Origin of the sequence: Solirubrobacter phytolaccae (assembly GCF_027587195.1) — a bacterium.
GTDB lineage: Bacteria > Actinomycetota > Thermoleophilia > Solirubrobacterales > Solirubrobacteraceae > Solirubrobacter > Solirubrobacter phytolaccae.
In genome coordinates, this window is the sequence record NZ_JAPDDP010000037.1 from 13,525 (window position 1) to 36,765 (window position 23,241).

Annotated in this window: 21 protein-coding genes; 15 read left to right on the forward strand and 6 right to left on the reverse strand. The window is 72.2% G+C overall.

Annotated elements, in window-relative coordinates:
- Positions 1-34: 34 nt before the first annotated feature.
- Together OJ997_RS19505 and OJ997_RS19510 are read right to left on the reverse strand one after the other, a co-directional pair.
- Positions 35-985 carry a UDP-glucuronic acid decarboxylase family protein gene (locus tag OJ997_RS19505; RefSeq protein WP_270026880.1) on the reverse strand — a complete coding sequence of 317 codons (951 nt, stop codon included), beginning with the start codon at positions 983-985 and terminating at the stop codon, positions 35-37.
- Between the two features lie 24 nt (positions 986-1,009).
- On the reverse strand, positions 1,010-1,207 hold the full coding sequence (locus OJ997_RS19510) for a hypothetical protein (protein ID WP_270026881.1): 198 nt from the start codon (positions 1,205-1,207) through the stop codon (positions 1,010-1,012).
- Between the two features lie 27 nt (positions 1,208-1,234).
- On the opposite strand from OJ997_RS19510, the gene OJ997_RS19515 reads away from it, so the two are divergent.
- The 8 genes from OJ997_RS19515 (at position 1,235) to OJ997_RS19550 (ending at position 11,645) form a co-directional block, all read left to right on the forward strand.
- A complete protein-coding gene (locus OJ997_RS19515) occupies positions 1,235-1,768 on the forward strand; it encodes a ferritin (RefSeq protein WP_270026882.1) in 534 nt (177 codons plus the stop codon).
- Entirely contained in the window at positions 1,765-2,406 is a 642-nt protein-coding gene (gene tenA / locus OJ997_RS19520) for a thiaminase II (protein WP_270026883.1), read from the forward strand. The genes OJ997_RS19515 and tenA overlap by 4 nt, the downstream gene beginning before the upstream one ends.
- Complete coding sequence (locus OJ997_RS19525; RefSeq protein ID WP_270026884.1) at positions 2,399-3,148, forward strand: class I SAM-dependent methyltransferase; 750 nt, start codon at positions 2,399-2,401, stop codon at positions 3,146-3,148. The genes tenA and OJ997_RS19525 overlap by 8 nt, the downstream gene beginning before the upstream one ends.
- Positions 3,149-3,321: 173 nt before the next feature.
- A complete protein-coding gene (gene ilvB, locus OJ997_RS19530) occupies positions 3,322-4,992 on the forward strand; it encodes a biosynthetic-type acetolactate synthase large subunit (RefSeq protein ID WP_270026885.1) in 1,671 nt (556 codons plus the stop codon).
- A gap of 182 nt (positions 4,993-5,174) precedes the next feature.
- Positions 5,175-6,851, forward strand: coding sequence for an acyl-CoA mutase large subunit family protein (locus OJ997_RS19535; protein ID WP_270026886.1), 1,677 nt, complete (start codon positions 5,175-5,177; stop codon positions 6,849-6,851).
- 43 nt (positions 6,852-6,894) lie between these two features.
- Positions 6,895-9,390, forward strand: a complete 2,496-nt coding sequence (locus OJ997_RS19540) for a hypothetical protein (protein WP_270026887.1) — start codon at positions 6,895-6,897, stop codon at positions 9,388-9,390.
- Positions 9,390-10,958, forward strand: coding sequence for an acyl-CoA carboxylase subunit beta (locus tag OJ997_RS19545; protein ID WP_270026888.1), 1,569 nt, complete (start codon positions 9,390-9,392; stop codon positions 10,956-10,958). Before OJ997_RS19540 ends, OJ997_RS19545 begins: the two co-directional genes overlap by 1 nt.
- Positions 10,959-11,645: a DUF4184 family protein gene (locus OJ997_RS19550; protein WP_270026889.1), complete on the forward strand. Its 687-nt coding sequence runs from the start codon at positions 10,959-10,961 to the stop codon at positions 11,643-11,645.
- Here the strand turns inward: OJ997_RS19550 and OJ997_RS19555 are convergent.
- Positions 11,642-12,883 carry a hypothetical protein gene (locus OJ997_RS19555; RefSeq protein WP_270026890.1) on the reverse strand — a complete coding sequence of 414 codons (1,242 nt, stop codon included), beginning with the start codon at positions 12,881-12,883 and terminating at the stop codon, positions 11,642-11,644. The two genes, OJ997_RS19550 and OJ997_RS19555, sit on opposite strands and share 4 nt — an antisense overlap.
- A gap of 64 nt (positions 12,884-12,947) precedes the next feature.
- Positions 12,948-13,571 carry a TetR family transcriptional regulator gene (locus OJ997_RS19560; RefSeq protein ID WP_270026891.1) on the reverse strand — a complete coding sequence of 208 codons (624 nt, stop codon included), beginning with the start codon at positions 13,569-13,571 and terminating at the stop codon, positions 12,948-12,950.
- Between the two features lie 81 nt (positions 13,572-13,652).
- Between OJ997_RS19560 and OJ997_RS19565 the strand changes: the two genes are divergently transcribed.
- Together OJ997_RS19565 and OJ997_RS19570 are read left to right on the forward strand one after the other, a co-directional pair.
- Positions 13,653-14,447: an SDR family NAD(P)-dependent oxidoreductase gene (locus OJ997_RS19565; RefSeq protein ID WP_270026892.1), complete on the forward strand. Its 795-nt coding sequence runs from the start codon at positions 13,653-13,655 to the stop codon at positions 14,445-14,447.
- 10 nt (positions 14,448-14,457) lie between these two features.
- Positions 14,458-15,111, forward strand: a complete 654-nt coding sequence (locus OJ997_RS19570) for a response regulator transcription factor (RefSeq protein WP_270026893.1) — start codon at positions 14,458-14,460, stop codon at positions 15,109-15,111.
- Here OJ997_RS19570 and OJ997_RS19575 read toward each other — a convergent pair.
- Positions 15,108-16,154 carry a sensor histidine kinase gene (locus OJ997_RS19575; protein WP_270026894.1) on the reverse strand — a complete coding sequence of 349 codons (1,047 nt, stop codon included), beginning with the start codon at positions 16,152-16,154 and terminating at the stop codon, positions 15,108-15,110. The genes OJ997_RS19570 and OJ997_RS19575 overlap by 4 nt on opposite strands.
- A 164-nt stretch (positions 16,155-16,318) precedes the next feature.
- On the opposite strand from OJ997_RS19575, the gene OJ997_RS19580 reads away from it, so the two are divergent.
- Genes OJ997_RS19580 through OJ997_RS19600 form a run of 5 tightly spaced genes read left to right on the forward strand, consistent with a single transcriptional unit; the run spans position 16,319 to position 21,652 of the window.
- The gene (locus OJ997_RS19580; protein WP_270026895.1) at positions 16,319-16,840 is read left to right on the forward strand and encodes an MSMEG_0572/Sll0783 family nitrogen starvation response protein; all 522 of its coding nucleotides are present in this window, start codon (positions 16,319-16,321) and stop codon (positions 16,838-16,840) included.
- Between the two features lie 4 nt (positions 16,841-16,844).
- On the forward strand, positions 16,845-17,912 hold the full coding sequence (locus OJ997_RS19585; RefSeq protein WP_270026896.1) for an MSMEG_0568 family radical SAM protein: 1,068 nt from the start codon (positions 16,845-16,847) through the stop codon (positions 17,910-17,912).
- Complete coding sequence (locus OJ997_RS19590; protein ID WP_270026897.1) at positions 17,909-19,324, forward strand: MSMEG_0567/sll0787 family protein; 1,416 nt, start codon at positions 17,909-17,911, stop codon at positions 19,322-19,324. The genes OJ997_RS19585 and OJ997_RS19590 overlap by 4 nt, the downstream gene beginning before the upstream one ends.
- Entirely contained in the window at positions 19,318-20,154 is an 837-nt protein-coding gene (locus tag OJ997_RS19595) for a carbon-nitrogen hydrolase family protein (RefSeq protein ID WP_270026898.1), read from the forward strand. Before OJ997_RS19590 ends, OJ997_RS19595 begins: the two co-directional genes overlap by 7 nt.
- The gene (locus OJ997_RS19600; RefSeq protein ID WP_270026899.1) at positions 20,141-21,652 is read left to right on the forward strand and encodes an MSMEG_0569 family flavin-dependent oxidoreductase; all 1,512 of its coding nucleotides are present in this window, start codon (positions 20,141-20,143) and stop codon (positions 21,650-21,652) included. The genes OJ997_RS19595 and OJ997_RS19600 overlap by 14 nt, the downstream gene beginning before the upstream one ends.
- A gap of 3 nt (positions 21,653-21,655) precedes the next feature.
- Here the strand turns inward: OJ997_RS19600 and OJ997_RS19605 are convergent, their stop codons facing one another.
- Positions 21,656-23,236 (reverse strand): hypothetical protein, encoded by a 1,581-nt coding sequence (locus OJ997_RS19605; RefSeq protein WP_270026900.1) that lies wholly within the window; start codon positions 23,234-23,236, stop codon positions 21,656-21,658.
- Between the last annotated feature and the right edge of the window lie 5 nt (positions 23,237-23,241).

Genomic DNA, 23,241 nt, shown 5'->3' on the forward strand with positions numbered 1-23,241 from the left:
CCGCACCGCGGCACGTTGCGCACTTTCTCCCGGCTTACGCCGGCAGCGTACCGGTCAACGCGGCCGTCCCGGCCGCGTCGAGCGTACGCTGGAGACCCTCGCGCAGGTCGACCGTGGGCTCCCAGCCGAGCAGCTCACGGGCGAGGGTGATGTCCGGCTGGCGGACCTGGGGATCGTCGGTCGGCAGCGCCTCGTACACGATCTCCGAGCGCGAGCCGGTGATCTCGATCACGGCCTGCGCGAGCTCCAGCAGCGTGAACTCGTGCGGGTTGCCGATGTTCACGGGCTGGTGCACGCCCGACTCCGAGAGCCGGATGATGCCGTCGACCAGGTCGCTGACGAAGCAGAACGAGCGGGTCTGCTGGCCCGTGCCGAACACCGTGATCGGGCGGTCCTGCAGCGCCTGGCGCAGGAACGTCGGGATCGCGCGGCCGTCGTGCGGGCGCATGCGCGGGCCGTAGGTGTTGAAGATGCGCACGATCGCCGTGTCCACGCCCTGCTGACGGTGATACGCCATCGTCAGCGCCTCGGCGTAGCGCTTGGCCTCGTCGTAGACGCCGCGCGGACCGATCGGGTTCACGTGACCCCAATAGGACTCCGGCTGCGGGTGCACCTGCGGGTCGCCGTAGACCTCCGACGTGGAGGCGGTCAGGAAGCGGGCGCGGTGCAGCTTGGCCAGGCCGAGCGCGTGGTGCGTGCCGTAAGAGCCCACCTTCAACGTGTGCAGCGGCAGCCGCAGGTAGTCGATCGGGCTCGCCGGGCTGGCGAAGTGGAAGACGAAGTCGACCGGCTCGTCCACGAAGAACGGCTGGGTGACGTCCTTGTGCATGAACACGAAGTCCGGTCCACGCAGGTGCTTGATGTTGGCGAGCGACCCGGTGTCGAAGTTGTCGACGCAGATCACACGGTGATCCTTTGCCAACAGCGCATCGCACAGATGCGATCCGAGAAAGCCGCTGCCACCGGTTACAAGGCAGGTGGCCATGAGGTCAGCATGGTAGCCCGGCGGCTATCCGCGCGCGGCTTTGAGCACTTTCTTGCTCACGTCGATGCTGAGCACGTAATTCCCGTTTGGGAGCTTGTCCGCGAGCCCCTGGTTGGAGAGGCGCTTGCACACGACCGGGCACTTCTTGCACCGCGGCCGGCTCTTGCAGCACTTGTTCTTCGTCTTGACGACCCGCGGAAGGTTCTTGTTCTTCTTCGCCAAGGAACGGCGGGTATAGCATGCGCCCGCATGGCTGCTGACGCCTTTGTAACGCTTCTGAACGAGCAGATCGGGCACGAGTACGCTGCCCACCAGCAGTACGTGGCGTGCGCCGTGTACTACGACGCCGAGACCCTTCCGCAGCTGGCGAAGTTCTTCTACGCGCAAGCGCTGGAAGAGCGCGAGCACGCGATGATGATGGTCCAGTACCTCCTGGATGCCGATGCCGACGTGATCGTCCCGGGCGTGACCGCGCCCCAGGTGCGGTTCGAGGACATCGTCGAGCCTGTCGCGTTGGCGCTCGCGCAGGAGAAGCGCGTGACCGAGCAGATCAACGCGCTCGCGGGCCGCGCCCGCGCGGAGGGCGACTACACGTCCGAGCAGTTCATGCAGTGGTTCATCAAGGAGCAGGTCGAGGAGGTCGCGACCATGTCCGACCTGCTGCGTGTCGTCGAGCGCTCCAAGGACGACCCGATGGACATCGAGAACTTCATGGCGCGTGAGATGTCGTCCGGTGAGGGCGCCGACCCCACCGCTCCGGCCGCCGCCGGCGACGCCGGTTGATCCGCTCACTCGCGCTGCGCGACGCCGCCGCTCCGCTGTGGGAGGCGTCGCTCACGCACCCGTTCGTGCGCGGGATCGGCGACGGGACGCTCGATGAGCGCGTGTTCCAGTGGTACATCCGCCAGGACTACCTGTTCCTGATCGACTACGGGCGGCTGCTGTCGTTGGGTGCCGCCCGCGCGCCGCGCCTGTCCTGGATGCGGCGCTTCGCCGGTCTGTCCCTGGCGGTGCTGGAGACCGAGATGGACCTGCACCGCTCGTTCGCGGCCAAGTGGGGCGTCACCGACCTCGAGGCGACGGCGCTCGAGCCGGCCACCGCCGCGTACACCGACTTCCTGCTGCGCACCGCCTCGCTCGGCGACTTCTCCGAGCTGGCCGCCGCGGTCGCGCCCTGCATGTGGGGCTACGCGGAGATCGGCACGTCGCTCGCCGCCTCCGCCACGTCCGACCGCTACCGCGAGTGGATCGACATGTACGCGGGCGAGGAGTTCGGCGAGCTGGCCGACTGGTCCCGCGAGCTGCTCGACGAGGTCGACGGCGACCCATCGCAGATGGAAGCGGCGTTCGTGGCCTCCTCCCGCCACGAGCTGGCGTTCTGGGAAGCCGCGTGGGTCGGTGGGAGGTCGGACGGTGCGTGACTTCGACGAGGTGGCGCGCGCGATCGCGGGCATTCCGTTCATGTCGCCCGCCCAAGGGCGGCTCGTGTACGACCACGTCCAGCAGAGCGGCGCGCGCGACGTGCTCGAGCTCGGCACCGCGCACGGCGTCGGCGCGGCGTACATGGCCGCCGCCGGGGCGAACGTCACCACGGTCGACTTCGCCGGGGCGAGCTACGACCCCAGCCCCGAGGAGACTGCGCGCCGCGCCGGCGTGGAGCTGAACATCGTGCGCGAGTACTCCTCGTACACGTGGTGGCTGAAGACGCAGATCGAGGTCAACGCGGACGCGCACGGCAACGTCACGCCGCAGTACGACTTCGTGTACCTGGACGGCGCGAAGAACTGGACGATCGACGGCCTCGCGGTGGTCCTCGTCGAGAAGCTGTTGCGGCCCGGCGGCTGGCTGCTGATGGACGACCTGGAGTGGACGTACGCGCAGGATCCGGGGCGGGAAGCGACCGACGGGATCGTCCATCGGGACCTGAGCGAGCCCGAACGGACGCAGCCGCACCTGCGGGCGGTGTTCGACCTGATCGTCGCCCAGCACCCGTCGTTCACGGAGCTGCGCCGGCAGGACGAGTGGTGGGGCTGGGCGCGCAAGAACCCGGACGCGCCGCGCACCTACACGGTCACGACCTCGCAGCCGCTGTCGGCGCTCGTGACCAACGCGGCGCGCAAGGCGGCTCGAAAAGCCCGCCGTCGTGTGGCATCCTTGAAGTAGATGGCCACGCGCGCTTTACGAGTACGAGTACTCGGGCTTACCGCCGCGCGCGTCGCTGTCCGCTGACGCGCGCTCCCACGCCGCGTCCCTTTTCCTCTCTCCGCCAAGGAGCTCCACATGCTGCTCGTCGTACTCAGCCTCGACCTGACCGCCCTCGTTTCATCCGCACGTAGATGCGCGGCGCCGACGCCCTGACGCGCGCGCTCGAGCGCGCGGGGGTCGACACCATCTTCGGCGTGCCCGGTGGCGCCGCGCTGCCGGTGTACGACGCCCTCTACGACAGCCCGATCCGCCACGTCCTGATGCGCCACGAGCAGGCCGCGGGGCATGCGGCCGAGGGGTACGCCCGCGCGAGCGGGAGGCCCGGCGTCGCCATCGGCACGAGCGGGCCGGGCGCGACGAACCTCGTCACCGCGATCGCCGACGCCCAGATGGACAGCACGCCGACGCTGTTCATCACGGGCCAGGTGAAGACCGCGCTGCGGGGCACGAACGCCTTCCAGGAGGCGGACGTGATCGGCATCACGCAGCCGATCGTCAAGCACTCGATCGCGATCGAGCGCGCCGACGACATCGCCCAGGCGGTCCAGGACGCGCTCCACATCGCCACGAGCGGCCGGCCCGGGCCGGTGCTGATCGACCTCCCGACCGACCTCGCGAGCGCGCCCGCGCGGGATGAGACGCACGACGTCTACCTGCCCGGCTACCGCCCGCGCCACCGGCCGAACGGGCGCCAGGTGCGGATCGCGGCCGAGGCGATCGCGATGGCGCGGCGCCCCGTGCTCTACGCGGGCGGCGGCGTCGTCAACGCGAACGCGGCGGAGGAGCTGCGCACGTTCGCGAAGCTCACCGCCGCGCCCGTCACCACGACGCTGATGGCGCTCGGCGCGTTCCCCGCCGACGATCCCGCGTGGCTCGGGATGCTCGGCATGCACGGCACCCGCGTCGCGAACTGGGCGATGGACGAAGCCGACCTGATCGTGGCCATCGGCGCCCGCTTCGACGACCGCGTGACCGGCGCGATCGACGAGTTCGCGCCGCACGCGAAGATCGTCCACATCGACATCGACCCGACGGAGATCGGCAAGATCGTCGACGTCCACGTGCCGCTCGTCGGCGACGCCAAGCTCGTGCTGGAGGCGCTCACCGGCGCGTACGAGAAGCTCGCGCCGGACCCTGGCCGGCTCGCCGCCTGGTGGTCGCGGATCCGTGGCTGGCAGGCCGACCAGCCCGCCCGCGCGGCCGAGCCGGAGCCCGGTTGCGTCGATCCGGAGGCGGCGCTGGACGAGCTGTCCGCCGCGCTCGGCGACGCGATCGTCACCACGGACGTCGGCCAGCACCAGATGTGGGCGGCGAACCGCCTGAAGTTCAACCAGCCGCGCCAGTGGCTCACCAGCGGCGGCCTCGGCACGATGGGCTTCGGCCTCCCGGCGGCGCTCGGCGCGCAGGCCGCCTTCCCGGGACGCGACGTCGTCTGCGTGTCCGGCGAAGGCTCGTTCCTGATGAACGTGCAGGAGCTCGCGACCGCCGTCGAGGAGCAGCTGCCCGTGAACGTCGTGCTGCTCGACAACGCCTGCCTGGGCATGGTCCGCCAGCAGCAGGACCTGTTCTGGAACGAGCGGCGCAGCGCCGTCAGCCTGGGCGCGAGCCCCGACTGGGAGCTGCTGGCCCGCGCGTTCGGCGTGGCCGTGCGCTCGATCGGCGACGGCGACGAGGTCCAGGACGCGCTGGCCGAGACGCTCGCCGAGGACGGCCCGGCGATGCTGCACGTCCGGATCGCCCCGGAGGCGAACTGCCTGCCGATGTTCAAGCCCGGCGGCGCGGCTCGGGAGATGATCGGCTAGGAGTCCGTTGAAGAATGGGCGATGCACCTGAGGTGGTGCAGCCGCCAGTGCCTCGGGCCGCCCGCTCGAGCGTGGCGTGCCTCTGGCACGTGAGCCGAGTGGGTGGACCGAGGTGCCGCGGATGTGCCGCATCAGGTGTGTCGGAATTCTTCAACGGGCTCCTCCTGACGTAACCTGCCCTCATGGCCATCGAGGACAAGGACGCGAATCCGAAATGGGCACGCGCCGGCGAAGCCGGCCGCGCACATGCAGCGTCGGTCTCCGACCAGTCGGTCGCGCCGGTCGTCGGCCCCGATGATCCGCGCCGGTTCACGGATTCGGGCATCGAGGTCAAGACGCTGTACACGAGCGCGGACCTGCCGGAGTCGCTGGATCTCGGCGCGCCGGGCGAGTTTCCGTACACGCGCGGCGTGCACGCCGAGATGTACCGCAAGCGGACGTGGACGATGCGCCAGTACGCGGGCTACGCGTCCGCGAAGGAGTCCAACGAGCGGTACAAGTACCTGCTCGCGCACGGCGGGTCGGGGCTGAGCATGGCCTTCGACCTGCCGACGCAGCTCGGCCTGGACTCCGACGATCCACGGTCACTCGGCGAGGTCGGCCGCACCGGCGTCGCGATCGACACGCTCGACGACATGCGCACCGCGTTCGACGGGATCCCGCTCGACGAGGTCAGCACGAGCATGACCATCAACGCGCCCGCCGCGGTCTTGCTGCTGCTCTACCAGCTGGTCGCCGAGGAGCAGGGCGTGGACTCGACCAAGCTCCGGGGCACCGTCCAGAACGACATCCTCAAGGAGTACATCGCCCGCGGGAACTTCATCTACCCGCCCGAGCCCTCCATGCGGCTCACGACGGACCTCTTCGCGTACTGCAAGGAGCACATCCCGAAGTGGAACACGGTGTCCATCTCGGGCTACCACTTCCGGGAGAAGGGCGCCTCGGCGGTCCAGGAGGTCGCGTTCACGCTCGCGAGCGGGATGGCGTACGTGCAGGCCGCGATCGACGCCGGGCTGAAGGTCGACGACTTCGCGCCGCGGCTCGCGTTCTTCTTCAACGGCCACAACAACGTGTTCCAGGAGGTCGCGAAGTTCCGCGCGGCCCGGAACATGTGGGCGCACGCGATGCAGGAGCGCTTCGGCGCGCAGGACCCGAAGTCGCTGATGCTGCGCTTCCACACGCAGACCGGCGGCGTCACGCTCACCGCCCAGCAGCCGATGAACAACATCGTGCGCGTCGCGTTGCAGGGCTTCGCGGCGGTTTGCGGCGGCACGCAGTCCCTGCACACGAACGGCTTCGACGAGGCGCTCGCGCTCCCGTCAGAGCGCGCCGCCAAGCTCGCGCTGCGCACCCAGCAGGTGATCGCCTACGAGTCCGGCGCGACCGACACCGTCGACCCGTTCGCGGGCTCCTACTACGTCGAGGCGCTCACCGCCGAGATCGAGCAGCGCGCGTGGGCGCTGATCGGCAAGGTCGACGAGCAGGGCGGCTCCGTGCAGGCGATCACGTACATCAAGAACGAGATCGAGGAGTCCGCGTTCGGCTACCACGAGCGCTACCGGACCAAGCAGGACGTCGTCGTCGGCGTCAACGAGTTCGTCGAGGACAGCGCCGAGGTCGAGGAGATCCTGTCGGTCGATCCCGCGTCCGAGCAGGCGCAGCTCAAGCGGCTGAAGGCGTTCAAGGCGGCGCGTGACCAGGCGCTGACCGACCAACGGCTCGAGGAGCTGAAGGCCGCCGCGCAGGGCACCGACAACCTCCTCCCGCCGATCCGCGCCGCCCTGAAGGACCACGCCTCCGTCGGCGAGGTCTGCGGCGCGCTGCGCAGCGTCTTCGGGGACTACCAGCCAGAAATCTAGGGAACCAGCGCGTCCTGACGCGCTGTCACTTAGCGTTTCACGCGTGAAACGCCTGTCCGCCGTTCTCCTGTTCTTCGCCCTCTCTTCGCCCGCTCACGCGGCGCTCACCGTGTCCACGTCCACGACCCAGGCGGGGAGACCCGCGGACGTCACGCTCGAAGCGACGTTCGCGGCCGTCCCGGCGAACGTGAAGCTCAGCCTGCCGCCCGGGCTCGTCGGCAACCCGAACGCCGACGGCGTCACCAAGTGCCCGGTGGCGACGTTCCGCTCCGGCATCTGCCCGGCCAGCTCCCGGGTGGGCTCGGCGAGCGCCGACACCAGCCTGCCGGTGCCGGTCCCCGGGTCGGTCTACAACCTCGTGCCCGAGCCGGGCGAGCCCGCGCGGCTGGGCATCGCGATCGAGTTCGTCGGCATCCCGATCGTGCGCAACGAGGCGTCCATCGCGCTGCGCCCCGACGGCGGCCTGGACTCGACCATCGCCACGCTCGACCCCGGCCCGTTCGGCCTCGACGGCCTCGATCTGACGCTCGACGACACGTTCATGACGCTGCCGACCTCCTGCGCGCCCGCGACCGTGACGCTGAACGGCGACAGCGCGTCCTTCACGCCCACCGGCTGTGAGAACGTGCCGTTCACGCCGTCCGTGGCGGCCGCGCTCGAGACCCCGCAGCGCGGCGTGCCGAGCGGCGCGACCGTGACGCTGAAGCTGCCCGAGGGCGACTCGCACGTCAAGCGCGCGGAGATCGTGCTGCCCGTCGGCACGACGCTGTCGCCGGGCGTCGCGAACGGGCTCGTGGGCTGTAACGACGCGCAGTTCACCGGCGCGGGCTGCCCCGCCGGCGCGCAGGTCGGCACGGTGAGCTTCGACACGCCCCTGCTCGGCGTGCTCGGTGGGAAGGTCTACTTCGGCGACGGCTTCCGGCTCTACGTCGTGGTCGACGGGCCCGGCGTGCAGGTCAAACTGGCGGGCGACGTCAAGCTCAACCCGGACAACGGCCAGATCACGACGGTCTTCGACAACCTGCCCCAGGTGCCGTTCACGGAGTTCGCGCTCTCCTTCCAGGGCGGCGCGAAGGCGGTCCTGAACAACCCGTCGACCTGCGGGACCAAGGACCTGTCCGCGGTGCTGACGCCGTGGAGCGGGACCGCGCCCAAGGCCGCGTCCGCCAGCTTCACGATCGACGGCGGCTGCGCGCTGCCGGCGTTCGCGCCCGGCCTGAAGGTCTCGACGGCCTCCACGGCCGCGGGCCGCCCGGCCGGCTCGATGGTGATGGAGATCACGCGGCCCGACGGCGCCGAGGACCTTTCGCGCGTGACCGCCGAGCTGCCGCCCGGCCTCGCCGGCTCGCTCAAGGGCCTCGCTCCCGGCACGCCGGTCGGGACCGTCGCCGCGACGGCGGGCGCCGGCGACGCGCCGGTCGCGCTCAACGGCACCGTCTACCTCACGGGCCCGCAGGACGGCGGCCTCGCCGGGTTCCAGATGGTGATCCCGGGCAAGGTCGGCCCGGTCGACCTCGGCACGGTGATCGTCAACGCCTCGATCAAGCTGCGCCCCGACGGCGGGCTCACCGTCCAGACCACGCCGCTGCCGCGCCTGATCGGCGGCGTGCCGGTGTCGATCCGCTCGTTCGCCCTGACGCTCGACCGCCCCGGCTTCATCCTCAACGCGTCCTCGTGCGCGCAGCAGGCCGTGAAGGCGACGCTCGAGGGCGTCGGCGGCACGGTCGCGGCCGTGTCCGCGCCGTACGCGGCCACGGACTGCGCCGGGCTGAAGTTCTCGCCCAAGCTCGAGGCGACGGTCGGCGCGCGCGGGAAGACCGGCGCCGGCTCGTTCCCGCCGCTGAAGGCGATCATCAGCGTGCCGCCCGGGCAGTCCTCGACGGCGATCGCGGAGGTCTCGCTCCCGCCGACGCTCGGGCTGGACCTCAAGAAGCTGAGCAAGGCGTGCGCCCCGGCCCAGTTCCAGAGCGGGACGTGCGCGAAGACGTCCCAGATCGGCACCGCCGTGGCCACCACGCCGCTGCTCGACAGCGCGCTGCGCAGCCCCGTGACGCTCGCCTCGCCGAACCTCGGCGACATCCCCGGCCTCGCGCTGCAGCTGACCGGTGCCGTGACGCTGCCGTTGTTCGGCAAGGTCACGCCGCCGAACGGGGCGAAGGGCCGGATCACGAACGCGTTCACCGGCATCCCGGACGTGCCGCTCGAGAAGTTCGAGCTCACGTTCACGGGTGGGACGACCTCGCCGCTCAAGCTCAAGCAGGACGCCTGCCACGGCGCCCGGCAGGTCGTGATCGGCAAGCTCACCGGCCACAACGGCACCGTCACGAACCTCACCGCCAAGCCGAAGGTGATCGGCTGCCCGCCGACCGTCGTCGTCAAGCGCAAGAGCGGCAAGCTGAAGGCCACGGCCAAGCCCGGACGCGACGGCGCGAAGATCAAGAGCGTCAAGCTGGGCTCCAAGACGAAGAAGGGCTACCGGGTGACCGTGAAGGACGCAGCCAAGGAGACGTGGAAGCTGGTCGTTAGAGTCCGCCGGTAATGCGCCAGAAGGCCCCCGAGACGTTCGCGGAGCGCCTTGAGCAGCTCGAAGAGCTGCGCAAGGCCGTCGTGGACCATGCCTCCGAGAAGGCGGTCGAGAAGCAGCACGCCAAGGGCAAGTACACGGCCCGTGAGCGGATCGAGAAGCTCCTCGACCCCGGCTCCTTCCAGGAGCTGGACACGTACGTCCGTCATCGCACGATCGACTTCGACATGCAGAAGAACCGGCCGTGGGGGGATGCCGTCGTCACGGGCCATGGGCTCATCGATGGCCGGCGCGTGTGCGTCTTCTCGCAGGACTTCACCGTCTTCGGGGGCTCACTCGGCGAGGTGATGGCCGAGAAGATCGGCAAGGTCATGGACCTCGCCGAGAAGATCGGCTGCCCCGTGATCGGCATCAACGACTCGGGCGGCGCGCGCATCCAGGAGGGCGTCGTGTCGCTGGCCGGCTACGCGGACGTCTTCTACCGCAACGTCCGCGCCTCGGGCGTGATCCCGCAGATCTCGCTCGTGATGGGGCCGTGCGCCGGCGGGGCGGTGTACTCGCCCGCGATCACCGACTTCATCTTCATGGTCAACGAGACCTCGCACATGTTCATCACGGGCCCCGACGTGATCAAGACGGTCACGGGCGAGGAAGTGGAGTTCGAGGAGCTCGGCGGGGCGATGTCGCACGCGTCCAAGTCCGGCGTCGCGCAGTTCGTGGCCGAGGACGAGGACGCCTGCCTGGAGGACGCGCGCTACCTGCTCTCGTTCCTGCCCCAGAACAACCTGGACACGGCCCCGCGGGTCGCGCCGACCGACGATCCCGACCGGATGGACGCGGAGCTGGACTCGATCGTCCCGGACTCCCCGAACAAGCCCTACGACATCCGCGACGTGGTGCGCTACGTCGTCGACGACGGCGAGTTCCTCGAGGTGCACGAGCACTACGCGCAGAACATCGTCGTCGGCTTCTCGCGGCTCAACGGCCACGCGATCGGCGTCGTCGGCAACCAGCCGAAGACGATGGCGGGCGTGCTGGACATCGACGCGTCCGCCAAGGCCGCCCGCTTCGTGCGCTTCTGCGACGCGTTCAACCTGCCGCTGCTGACCTTCGTCGACGTGCCGGGCTTCCTCCCCGGCACCGCGCAGGAGTGGGGCGGGATCATCCGCCACGGCGCGAAGCTCCTGTACGCCTACGCCGAGGCGACCGTCCCGAAGCTGACCGTGATCACGCGCAAGGCCTACGGCGGCGCCTACGACGTCATGGCCTCCAAGCACCTGCGCTCGGACTTCAACTTCGCCTGGCCGACCGCCGAGATCGCGGTGATGGGCCCCGAGGGCGCGGTGAACATCATCCACCGCCGCGACATCGCCGCCTCACCCACGCCCGAGGAGCGCCGCGCGAAGCTGATCGACGACTACAAGGCGCGCTTCGCCAACCCCTACACCGCGGCCGAGCGCGGCTACGTCGACGACGTGATCATCCCGCACGAGACGCGCCCGAAGCTGATCGCGTCGCTCGAGGCGCTGCTCACCAAGCGCGAGCCCGGCCCGAAGCGCAAGCACGGGAACATCCCGCTCTAGGTGCCCTTCACACTGGCCCACCCAGCAGCGGTTCTGCCGCTGCTGCGGGGGCCGCTGATCGGGCCGGCGCTCGTCGCCGGCGCGATCGCGCCCGACCTGCCGTACTTCCTCACGAGCCTGGACATCCCCGTCAGCGCGCAGTCTTGGTACGAGCCATTCCTGAACGGCACGACCTCGCACTCGCTCGACGGCGTCCTCGCGGTCGACCTGCCCGCGGCGCTCGCGCTGCTCGTGGTGTGGCTCGTCGTCCGCCCGGCGCTCGCCGCGATGCTGCCCGCCGTGTTCGGGTCGGCCGCGCCGGTGCGACCCCGTGCGGTCGGCTGGGTCGTGGTGTCGTTGGCGCTGGGGATCGCCACGCATCTCGCCTGGGACGAGCTGACATGGCTGCGGGTCGTGCAGCACGCGAGCACCGTCCTCGGCCTCGCGGTCGTAGCTGTCCACCTCTGGCGGCGCCGGACGGGAGCGATCGACCGGCGGCTGCTCGTGTGCGCGGGCGTCGTGCTGGGCATCGCTGTGGTCGGCGCGCTGGTGTGGACGCGCTCGTGGTGGGACGCGGCTGAGGGGCTCTCCGTCGAAGGCGTGCTGTCCGACGCCGCGAAGGGCGCCGTCGTGGCCGTCGCCGCGGCCGTCGGCGCCCTCGCGGTCGGCTGGTGGGTCGAGCGCGGCCTTACGGCGGTGCGGGCCTAGCTCGTCGCCGCGGTCGGCTGACCGGAGCCGCCGCCGCTGTCGTTCGTGACCCAAGCGGCCGTCGCCTGGCCCGTCGGGGAGAGCGCGATGCTCGGCCAGAGCGCGTGGTGCGCGGGGTCGGAGAGCGTGGTGTCCGCCCCGAACGCGCCGCCGTCGGCGCGCAGCGCGGCGTGGACGGACCACTTCGCGCCGTGGGTCGCCCAGGCGAGCGCGGCGGTGTGGCCCGGACCGCCCGCGAGCGAGAGGCTCTCGGCGCGCTCGGCGAGGACCTGCGGCGCGGCGAACGGCGCCGCGAACACCTCGAGCGTCCCTCCGTCCTCGTACTTGGCGCCCGGCTTGGCCCAGGCGACGGTCGCGGTGCCGTCGGCCGAGAACGCGGTGGCCACCTGGGAGCCGCTCGACGTGCCCTTCCCGCCCGTGGAGAGGACGGTCGGCGCGCTCAGCGGCGCGCCCGCGGTCCCCGACGCCACGCGCAGGCTGGTCGTGGCGGCGGGCTGGGCGAGGTAGGCGACCTGGACGGCACCGGTAGCGCTCACGGCCAGCGCGACGTCGGACCAGCTGCCGCCGTCCGGGAGCACCTGGTCCGCGCCGAACGTGCCGTCGGTCGCGGTGAGCACATGCAAGGCCGCGTCCGTGCCCGACTGCACCTGCCACGTGAGGGCTGCGCGGCCGCCTTCGCCGGCCGCGACGTTGATCGTCGGGCGCAGCTTGCTCGTGGCGGGCGGCGAGACGGTCTGCGGCTTGTCGAAGCGCAGTTCACCCGGCCGCCGGATCGCGACCTGCGCGCGCCACCCGGCCTGGTCGTGCCATTGCCACGCGGCAATGGCCGTGCCGTCGCGCGCGACCGCGAGCCGCGGCTGGGTGGCCGAGTGCGTGTTGTCGGAGATCGTGTACGCCTTCACCCGCGTGCCGTCGCCAAGGACGAGCGTCGCGCGGATGCGCTGGACCGGCTTGTGCTTGCGGACCGTGAGCACGACCGTGCCGCCGTGGTCGTCGGCCCCGTAGTCCCAGACCTTCTCGAACGGATCGGCGCTGGTGATCGGCTGCGGGGCGCCGAGCCCCTTGGAGGCCGACGCGACCGGCTTCAGCCAGCCCGTGAGGACGGACCCGCCGCTCTGCGCGAGCACGTTGGCCTCGTCGGCGGTGGAGAGCGTGGTGGGCGGCGTCCACGCCGAGGCGGGCGCCGCGGCCACGGCGGCGACAGCAGTCACGGCCACGGCGGTAAGCAACTTGGACATCGTCATCCAGGCTGGTCGCTCCCGCGCCGCCTTCCGGTCCACCAAGGGGTGAGCGCGCCTGCACCTAGGTCGTCGTGAGGCGGACCAGCCGGTCGAGCACGCGCGCTTCGAGCTCGCGCTCGGGGTCTGAGCGGGCGACCCAGGGCTCGAACGCCCCGGAAGCGAAGCCCGCCAGGGCGCTCGACAGTAGCGCGACGCGCAGCGTCAGCTCCGCGCGGCCGACGTCCGGCAGGGCGCGCTCCAACCCCGCGATCAGCCGTTCCGTCGGTGCGGTCGCCAGCTCGCGCAGGCGCACGTCCAGATGCTCGAGCGGGGCGGCGAGCGTCTGGCCGACGATCCGGCCCAGCCGTCGCTCCTCCGCGGTCGTCCCGACGGCGACGCGGATCAGCGGGTGCGCCCACGCCTCGATGAGCTGAGCGGCGGTCGGTGCGGTGGGCAGCGCGTCGAGGGCGGCGAGCTGCGCCTCGACCACGGGCCGTGAGGCCTCGGCCACGACCGTGGCGACGAGCGCTTCGCGGGACCCGAAGTGGTACTGCACGGCGGCCACGTTGGCCTCCGCCGCGGCGCTCACGGCGCGCAGCGTGAGGCCGGACTCGCCGCGCTCGGCGAGCAGCTCGGTCGCGGCCGCGAGCAGGCGGCGGCGCGTCTCTGCGCCCGCGGCCCGGCGGCCATCCGTCTTGGCGCTCACAAGACGTATTCAAGCACGCGTTTGAAAACACGCTACCTTTTCAAACAAGCGTTTGACTTACTTCTCGAGAGGAAGCACGAAATGGATCTCCAGCTGCACGACACGACCGCCCTCGTCACCGGCTCCTCCGCCGGCATCGGGTTCGCGACCGCGGTCGGACTGGCGCGGGAAGGCGCGCACGTCGTCCTGAACGGGCGTGACGCGGGACGGCTGGACGCGGCGCGGCAGCGGCTGCTCGACGCGGTTCCCGGCGCGAGCATCGACGCTGTGGCCGCGAACGTCGGCACCGCGGACGGCGCCGAGGCGCTGATCGCCGCCGTCCCGGCGACCGACATCCTCGTCAACAACGCCGCGACCTTCGGGCCGCAGGCCTTCGCCGACATCCCGGACGCCGAGTGGCAGCGGCACTTCGACAGCAACGTCATGAGCGGCGTGCGGTTGTCGCGTCACTACCTGGCCGGCATGCTCGAGCGCGACCGCGGGCGGATCCTGTTCATCGGCAGCGACGCCGCCGTCCAGCCGCAGGTCGACCAGCTCCACTACTCCGTCACCAAGGCCGCGGGGCTGGCGCTGGCGCGCGGGCTGGCCGAGCTGACCCGGGGCACGCGCGTGACGGTCAACACGGTCCTGCCCGGCCCGACCGCGACCGAGGGCGTGACCGGCGTGCTCGACGGCCTCTCCGAGCAGACCGGCCTCAGCCACGACCAGCTCGTCACGCAGCTGTTCGAGACCAACGTGACGTCGTCGCTGCTCCGGCGGCTGGCGACGCCGGACGAGGTCGCCAACCTGCTCGTCTACCTCGCGAGCCCGCTGGCCGGGCTCACCAACGGCGCCGCCGTCCGTGCGGAGGGTGGGATCCTGCGCTCGATGATCTAGCGTTGCGGCGATGCCGCTGCGCGTGTTGCTCGCCGACGACGAAGTGCTGCTCAGCGCCGGGCTCGCGCGGTTGCTCGAGGACGCGGGGATCGAGGTCGTCGCGATCGTGGCGCGGGCCGACGAGGTGCTGCCGGCCGTCGCCGCGCATCGGCCCGACGTCGCCATCACCGACGTGCAGATGCCGCCCGACGGCACGGATGACGGGCTCAGAGCCGCGATCGAGGTGCGCCGCAGCTACCCGGAGACCGCCGTGCTGGTGCTCTCGAACTTCCTCGAGGAGCGCTACCCGCTGGACCTGATCGGCGAGGACGCGAAGGGCGTCGGGTACCTGCTCAAGTCGCGGATCGGGGACGTGGACTCGTTCCTGGAGTCGGTGCGGCGCGTGGCGGAGGGCGGGTCGGCGCTGGACCCCGAGGTCGTGCAGCGGATGGTGTCGCGGCGCCGTCGGGACTCGCCGATCGACGACCTGACCGCCCGCGAGCGGACGGTGCTCGCGCAGATGGCGGAGGGCAAGTCCAACCACGGGATCGCCGCGGACCTCGGCGTCACCCCCGCCGCCGTCGAGAAGCACGTGACGGGCGTGTTCAACAAGCTCGGACTGGGCGACGAGCCGCTCCAGCACCGCCGCGTGATGGCGGTGCTGACGATGCTGCGCGCGTCCTAGAGCGGCAGGACCGCGCGGACGCGCGTGCCGACCGCGCCGTCGGCGACCTCGAACGTGCCGTCCAACGCCGCGACGCGGTCCTCCAGCCCGCGCAGCCCCGAGCCGCCGGCGATGTCCACGCCGCCGCGACCGTCGTCGGCGACCTCCACCACGAGCCGGCCGTCCGCCTCGACCACGCGCACCAAGGCCGCCGTCGCCCGCGCGTGCTTGAGCACGTTCGTCAGCGCTTCGGCGATCACGAAGTAGGCGGCCGCCTCCACGCCCGGAGCGAACCGCGTCTCAGGGATGGACGACTCGACGAGCAGCGGGAGCGGCCCCGTCAGCGACTCCACGGCGGCCGCGATCCCCCGGTTGGTGAGGATCTGCGGGTGGATGCCGGCGCCGAGCTCGCGCAGCTCGGCGATCGCCGCGTCGACGTCGCCGGCGGCGGCGTCGAGCAGCTCTCGCGTGCCGGGATCCGTCCCGCGCGAGGCCAGCCGCAGCGACAGCAGCACGCGCACGAGCCGCTGCTGCGCGCCGTCGTGCAGGTCACGGCCGAGCCGTCGCCGCTCGGCGTCGGCGGCCTCGACGATCCGTGCCCGCGAGGCGTGGATCTCCGCCGCCCGTGCCCGCTCGACCGCCTCGCGCCGCGCCGCCACCTCGTCCTCCATCCGGGACGTCACGTCGCGGAACACGACCACCGCGCCGCGCCCCTCCTCCATGGCCAACGGCGCGCTGGAGTAGGCGACGCGGAACTTGGAGCCATCGGCGCGCCAGAAGCAGTCGCCGTACACGCGCACGGTCTCGCCGGTCAGCCGCGGGCGCAGCATCGGGCACTGCTCCTGCGGGAAGTGGCTGCCGTCCCAGTGGGAGTGGTGGATCGTCGGGTGGCTCACGCGCCCCAGCAGCGCCTCCTCCTCGTAGCCGAGCAGGCGCAGCGCCGCCGGGTTCGCGAACACCACGCGGCCGTCCGGATCGACGAGGTAGACGGCGTCCGCGACGGCCTCGAGCAGCGCCTGCAGGACGTCACGCGGAGCACTGCCCAGGCGTTCGACGTCGGCCACCCTCGGGTTCTACCGAGGGTGCGCGTGGGGTTCTCCCGACCGTCGGTCTCGGATCCGGACTCGCGGTCCCAACCGGGAGTCGAAAACCCCGGACCGGCGGTCGGTGGGGCCGCACCGGAATGCGCGAGATCTTGTGCCTCCAAGCTTCCAAGGAGGAACCGACGATGGCGGTAGAGCCCAAGCTCAGCGAGTCCGAGATCGCGAGCCTGATGGAGATCCCCCACCCGACGAAGGAGACGGGGGCGTCGATCTACGGGGCGACGAAGGTGTTCCCCGACTACCAGGCCGAGGCCGGCGAGACGTACCTCGGGATGGTGCACGGCATCGTCCACGAGTCGTCGGTGAGCTTCGTGGCCGTGCTGCTCGCGATCCGCGCGCAGCGCAAGGGCTTCGACAGCGCCCTGTACTTCTTCGGCATCGGGTCGCTGAACTGCCTGGCCACGCGCGGCTTCCCGACGGTCGGCAGCGAGCTGTTCCCGGGCATGCGCAACGAGAACAACCAGCTCGCGAAGTTCATCGAGGAGGGCGGCAAGGTGTTCGCGTGCCGGCTCGGCCTCGCGCTCCACGGCGCGCGCGAGGAGGACCTGATGGAGGGCGTGATCCCCTGCCATCCGCTGGACATGCAGGACGCGATGATCGAGTACTCGCGCAAGGGCGCGATCATCAACACGACCTGGATGTTCTAGGGCCGTGGACCTCGTACTCCGCACCGAGCTCGCGGTCCGCGGGCTGCGGGCCGCGCCGCCGCCGGTGCGCCGGCGGGCGGGCGCCGGGCCGTCCGACGACGGGCACTTCGCGTTCCGTGGCGGGTGCGGAGCGACGTTGCCGCTGGCGGCCGAGTCGCCGTTCTCGCTCGACGACGGCGGCCGCCTCACCCGCGACGGCGTCGTCGTGGAAGACGCGATGGTCGAGCCGATCCAGCGCCCGCGCTTCTACGACCTGGAGACCGCGGACGGCGTCAAGTACGAGGCGCTCGCGCGGCTGCACGGCACGAACGTGCTCGCCACGACGGTCGTGCAGACGTGCATCCGCTACACGCACGAGTCCACGCGCTGCCGGTTCTGCACGATCGAGGAGTCGCTGCGCGCCGGCGCGACGACGCAGGTCAAGTTCCCCGCGCAGCTCGCCGAGGTCGCCGAGGCGGCGGTGCGGCTGGACGGCGTGGCACAGATGGTGATGACCACCGGCACGTCGAACGGCGCCGACCGTGGCGCGAAGCACCTCGCGCGCTGCGTGCGCGCGGTCAAGGCGGTCGTGCCGGACCTGCCGATCCAGGTGCAGATCGAGCCGCCGCTGGATCTGGAGTGGATCGACGCGCTGCACCAGGCGGGCGCGGAGGCGATCGGCATCCACATCGAGTCGATGGACCCCGAAGTGCGCGCGCGGTGGACGCCCGGCAAGGCGACCGTGCCGTTGTCGCGGTACTGGGAGGCGTGGGAGCGCGCGGTCGCGGTGTTCGGCCGCAACCGCGTCTCGACCTACCTGCTCGTCGGCCTCGGCGAGGACCCGGACGAGCTGGTCGCCGACGCCGAGGCGCTGATCGACCGCGGCGTCTACCCGTTCGTCGTGCCGTATCGCCCGCTCGTGGGTTCCCTCGCCCACGCGGACGGCGTGCCCGCCCCGGACCCGGCGACGCTCCTGAACGTGACGACGCGTGTCGCCAGCGCGCTGGAGCTCGCGGGCATGCGCGGCGCCGACCAGGGCGCGGGCTGTGCGGCTTGCGGCGCCTGTTCCGCACTGCAGGCGGCGGGCGGATGAACGACCTGTTGGAGCTGTTGTCGGGGCCCGCGCCGCGTGTCGGCGCGGCGGGGTCATCGCCGGGGCGCTCCCGCGGAGCCGTGCCGTCGCCACGCCGGTCGGCCGCGGCGCAGCCCGTCGTGGTCGAGGCGTCGGCCGCCCAGCGCGCCGCGTATCGGGCGCTCCGCCGCCGTGCGTTCGTCGAGGACCAGGGGCTGTTCGCCGGCCACGACGAGGACGCCGCCGACCTCGATCCGCTGACGATCGTGCTCGTCGCCGTCGACCTGTCCGGTGACGTGCTCGGCGGCGTGCGCGTGCATCCCGAGGACGCGCGGCTCGGCTGGTGGCGCGGGTCGCGGCTCGTCGCGGCCGACGGGCGGATCGGCGCGCAGCTCGTGCAGGCCGCGTGCGCCCGTGCCGCGACGGCCGGCGCGCTGCGGTTCGACGCGCACGTGCAGCCGCGGCTCGTCAAGTTCTTCGCCCGGCTCGGCTGGGAGCGGATTCGCCCGATCGAGGCTGCGGGCGCGCCGCACGTGCTGATGCGCTTCCCGATGACGCGCCTCGCCGACACCGCCGCGGTCAAGGCACCACTCGGCTCGCTCCTGCACGGCCTCCTGCCACAGGACCGCTGGCTCGGCGACGACGGCGTCCCCGTGCCCGGCACGGACGTGATCGCCTGCGTCGACGCGATCGTGCCCGCGATGGTCGAGCGCGACCCGGAGTGGGCGGGCTGGTGCGGGATGCTCGTCACCGCGCACGACCTCTCCGCCATGGGCGCGGAGGCGACCGGCGCGCTGGACACCGTCGGCGGCCGCGACGCCGCTCACGTCGAGGCGATCCTCGACGGCGTGAGGGCCGGGGCGGAGGCGTTCGGGCTGCCGATCCTCGGCGGGCACACCCACCTCGGGGTGCCCGCGGCGCTCAGCGTCACCGGCCTCGGCCGCGCGCCGGACCCGATCCCCGCCTCGGGCGGCACGCCGGGCGACGCGATCAGCGTCTGCGCCGATCTCACCGGCGGCTGGCGCCCGGGCTACACGGGCCGCCAGTGGGACTCCACCTCCTCCCGCACGCGCGAGCAGCTGGCCGCGATGCTCGGCGCGGTTCGCGCTGCCCGGCCGCACGCCGCCAAGGACGTGTCGATGGCGGGCCTGGTCGGCACCATCGGGATGCTGGCCGAGGCGAGCGGGACCGGAGCGACGATCGACGTCGCCGCCATCCCGAAGCCATCGAGCGCGACCTTCGCCGACTGGCTCACGTGCTTCCCGGGCTTCGCGGTGGTGAGCGCGGGCGGCCCCGCGCCGACCTCGCCCGAGACCGTCACCGCCCGCTGCGGGACCCTGACCGCCGAGCCGGGCATGCGCCTGCGCTGGCCCGACGGCGAGCTGACCACGGCGCTCACGAGCGCCCCGACCGGATTGGGACGCGCATGCTGACCATCGCCGCCGCCGCGGCACCCTTCGACCGCGACCTGCACGCGAGCTACGCGACGATCGCCGCCCTCATCGACGAGGCGCGCGCAGCGGGCGCGCAGTTGCTCGTGCTGCCCGAGGCCGCGCTCGGCGGCTACGTGGAGTCGCTGCACGGCGACACCGAGCCGCCGCCCGCGCTCGACCCCGAAGGGCCGGAGCTCAAGACCGTGATGGCGCTCGCGAAGGACATGGTCGTGTGCGTCGGCTTCTGCGAGGACGGCGGCGACGGCACCCGCCACAACGTCGCGGCGTGCGTGAGCGGCGACGGCCTGCACGGCTTCCACCGCAAGATCCACATGCCGCTCGACGAGGGCCGCTTCACCACGCCCGGCGATTCGCTCGCCGCGTTCGACACGCCGGTCGGCCGGCTCGGGATGCTCATCTGTTACGACAAGGCCTTCCCGGAGGCCGCGCGCACGCTGACGCTCGACGGCGCCGAGATCCTCTGCACGCTCTCGGCCTGGCCGCGCAGCGCGACCAACGCGGCGCCGGACCTCACCGACGACCGCCAGTGGCGCCGCGCCGAGCTCTGGGACCGTGCGCGAGCCGCCGAGAACTCGCTCTTCGTCGCCTCAGCGAACCAGACCGGCAGCTTCGGCCGGCTGGACTTCCTCGGCGGCGCGCGGATCGTCAACCCGGGCGGCGACATCGTCGCGCAGACCGGCCCGGAACCCGGCCTCGCGATCACCACCGTCGACCTGCACGAGGCGCTCGAGAAGGCCCGCCGCGCCCTCTCACCCATCCGCGACCTGCGTCCGGACGTGTACCGCACGGCCACCCATGCCCACCGTTGACTTCACCCTCCGCTGGGCGGACGACACCGAGCAGCGCTGCCAGTCGCCGTCCACCGCGATCGAGCCGTACCTCGCCGAGGGCGCGAGCTACCCGCACGAGGAGCTGCTCCGCCGCACCCGCGACGGCCTCACCGCGGCGAGCGACCGCGTCGTCGAGGTCTACGGCATGGCCTGCACGGCCGCGGCGGCCCAGCTCGAGGCGATCGAGCGCGCCGCCCGCCCCGGCCTCGTGACCGTCACGCGCCTGCGCCGCGCGCCCACCCGCATCCGCTTCCCCGCGCCCGAGCGGCTCTCCGGCCACTACGAGGTCGTGATCGTCGGCGGCGGCCAGGCCGGCCTCGCCGTCAGCCATTGCCTGCTGGAGCGCGGCGTCCGCCACGTCGTGCTCGAGCGCGACCGCGTGCTCCACAACTGGCGCGACGCCCGCTGGGACGCGTTCAGCCTCGTCACCCCCAACTGGCAGTGCGCGCTCCCCGGCCACCCGTACGCGGGCGACGACCCCGACGGCTTCATGGTCAAGGACGAGATCCTCGCCTACGTCGAGCCGTACGCGCAGGGCAAGCCGGTCTACGAGGGCGTGACCGTGCACGCGGTCCGGCCCGGCTTCGAGGTCGAGACGAGCCACGGCACGCTCACCGCCGACCAGGTCGTGCTCGCGGTCGGCGGCTACCACGTCCCGCGCGCCCCCGACCTCGGACTGCCCGGCATCCACAGCGCCGCATACCGCAACCCGCACGCGCTCCCCGACGGCCCCGTGCTCGTCGTCGGCACGGGCCAGTCCGGCGCGCAGATCGCCGAGGACCTGCACCTCGCCGGCCGGGAGGTCCACCTCGCCGTCGGCACCGCGCCGCGCGTCGCCCGCTTCTACCGTGGCCGCGACTGCGTCGCCTGGCTGCAGGACATGGGGCACTACGACATGCCCGTGACGGAGCATCCGCAGGGCAAGGGCGCGCGGCACGAGGCCAACCACTACGTCACCGGCCGCGGCGGCGGGCACGACCTGGACCTCAGAGCCTTCGCGCGCGAGCGAATGCACCTGCACGGCCGCCTCACCCACGTCGAGGACGGAACCCTGCACTTCGCCGGCGACCTGCAGCAGAACCTCGACGCCGCCGACGCCACGATGGAGCGCATCAAGGACGCGATCGACCGCCACATCGCGGCCAACGCCATCGACGCACCGACCGAGCCCCGCTACACGCCCGTCTGGCGGCCACTCACCGACGGCTCCGGCACGCTCGAGGCGACCGAGATCAGCACGATCGTCTGGGCCACCGGCTTCACCCCGAGCTGGTCTTTCGTCCACCTCCCCGAGGCCTTCGACGCGGACGGCCACCCGGAGCACCTCAGGGGCGTGACCGCCGTCGACGGCCTGTACTTCATCGGCCTCCCGTGGCTGCACACCTGGGGCTCGGGCCGCTTCGCGGGCATCGCGCGCGACGCCGAGCACCTCGCCGAGGCGATCGGCGCACGCGCCGCGCGCCCGCAGGCGGCCTGACCGCTACGCCGTCCCGGTCGCGAGCTTCGGCTTCTGCTTGCGCCCGCGGACGGTGAGCGTCGTCTTGGTCCCGGTGCTGCCCGCCTTGGTCACGGTCACCGTGACCTTCGCTCCCTTGGCGAGCTTGACCTTGCGCGGGAACAGGGTGGTGAGCTTGCGCGTCCCCTGCTTGACGTTCTTGTAGGTCTTGGCCTTCTTGAACGGGCAGCCCTTGCCGGAGCAGCTGACCTTGACCGTCTCGCCGCCGACCAGCTTGGTCACCTCGACCTTGGTGAGCCGCGTGCGTGTGCCGGTGAACGCCCACTTGAACGTGATCTTCGCGCCCAGCTTGGGGACCGTCGGGGGCGCGGGCGGCGGCTGCCGGGACACGGACGCGTTGCCGGTCGTGGCCGTGCCCTCGGCGTTGGTCGCGCGGACCCGCGCGAAGCCGGCGCCGACGAAGTCCGCCGGCAGCGTGAAGGTGAGCGGCACGCCGCCGACGCCCGCGGGCACCGTGACCGGCGCCGTCGACTTGCCGAGCGCCGCGGTCGTCCCGTAGTCGACGACCACCGTGGTCTCGTTCCCGCGCGGGTCGACGGTGGTGTTGAGGAGGCCGCCGTCCGACGCGCCCACCGTCCCGGTCACGCGCGGCGCGGTGCTGACGACCCGCACCACCCGGGCGTTCCCGCGGTCGGTGACGTAGAGGTCCTCGTCCGGCCCGTTCGTGGCCGTGGCCGGCTCGCCGCCCAGCGCGGAGAAGCCGAACGTCCCGTCCGCGGCGACGCGCGCGACGTTGCCGCTCCCGCGGCCGGTGACGTAGACCTGGCCGGTGGAGGTGATGGCGGCGCCGATCGGGGTCGTCAGCGTGTTGGGCGGCGGGGTGAGCACGGGCGCGGAGCCGAGGTTCTGATCGACCGGGAAGCGGGCGACGCGTCCGAGGTTGCCGAGCGCCACGAACACGTTCTGGCCGTCGGACGTGACCGCGCCCGCGCCCGCGCCGGACGGCAAGGTGATCTGCGCCTCGACGGTCAGGGCAGAGCCCGGCCCCAGGCGGCGGACCACGTCCCCATCGGCGTCGGGCGCGTAGAGCTTCCCGCCCACCGCCACGAGGTCGTAGACCGTGCCGCGCTGCGTGCGGGTGTCGATCCCCGTGCCGTCGGCGCTCATCGACCCGACCCGCGAGTCGCCGCAGATCGCGGCGTCGACCGGCAGCGAGAAGTACATGCGTCCGTCGCCGCCGTCCGTGATCGCCACCGGTCCGCACGGGAACCCCGTCGGGACGTTGTGCGCGGTCGGCTCGGGCGCGGTCGCGTCGAACCAGACGAACTTGTCGCCCGCCGTGTCCGCGAGCCACACCCGCCCGCCCGGCCCCGCGCTGAGCTGACCGGTGCCGGTACCGGTGTAGCGGTTGAGCACCTGCCCCGCCGGCGAGAGCCGCACGACGTTCCCCGCCGTCTCGCTCACCCACAGGTTGCCGTCGGGCCCCAACGCGATGCCGTCGGTGGCCGACTGGAAGCCGCCGATCGGCAGGATGGTCGCCGCGCCGGCCGGCGCAGCGAAGAGACACGTGGCCACGGCGAGCGCCAGCAGGGTGCGTGCGAGCATCGGGC

Coding starts and splice junctions, on each gene's coding strand:
- OJ997_RS19505 (WP_270026880.1), bottom strand. CDS start 985: ATGGCCACCTGCCTTGTAACCGGTGGCAGCGGCTTTCTCGGATCGCAT.
- OJ997_RS19515 (WP_270026882.1), top strand. CDS start 1,235: ATGGCTGCTGACGCCTTTGTAACGCTTCTGAACGAGCAGATCGGGCAC.
- ilvB (WP_270026885.1), top strand. CDS start 3,322: ATGCGCGGCGCCGACGCCCTGACGCGCGCGCTCGAGCGCGCGGGGGTC.
- OJ997_RS19535 (WP_270026886.1), top strand. CDS start 5,175: ATGGCCATCGAGGACAAGGACGCGAATCCGAAATGGGCACGCGCCGGC.
- OJ997_RS19545 (WP_270026888.1), top strand. CDS start 9,390: ATGCGCCAGAAGGCCCCCGAGACGTTCGCGGAGCGCCTTGAGCAGCTC.
- OJ997_RS19555 (WP_270026890.1), bottom strand. CDS start 12,883: ATGTCCAAGTTGCTTACCGCCGTGGCCGTGACTGCTGTCGCCGCCGTG.
- OJ997_RS19565 (WP_270026892.1), top strand. CDS start 13,653: ATGGATCTCCAGCTGCACGACACGACCGCCCTCGTCACCGGCTCCTCC.
- OJ997_RS19570 (WP_270026893.1), top strand. CDS start 14,458: ATGCCGCTGCGCGTGTTGCTCGCCGACGACGAAGTGCTGCTCAGCGCC.
- OJ997_RS19580 (WP_270026895.1), top strand. CDS start 16,319: ATGGCGGTAGAGCCCAAGCTCAGCGAGTCCGAGATCGCGAGCCTGATG.
- OJ997_RS19590 (WP_270026897.1), top strand. CDS start 17,909: ATGAACGACCTGTTGGAGCTGTTGTCGGGGCCCGCGCCGCGTGTCGGC.
- OJ997_RS19595 (WP_270026898.1), top strand. CDS start 19,318: ATGCTGACCATCGCCGCCGCCGCGGCACCCTTCGACCGCGACCTGCAC.
- OJ997_RS19600 (WP_270026899.1), top strand. CDS start 20,141: ATGCCCACCGTTGACTTCACCCTCCGCTGGGCGGACGACACCGAGCAG.
- OJ997_RS19605 (WP_270026900.1), bottom strand. CDS start 23,236: ATGCTCGCACGCACCCTGCTGGCGCTCGCCGTGGCCACGTGTCTCTTC.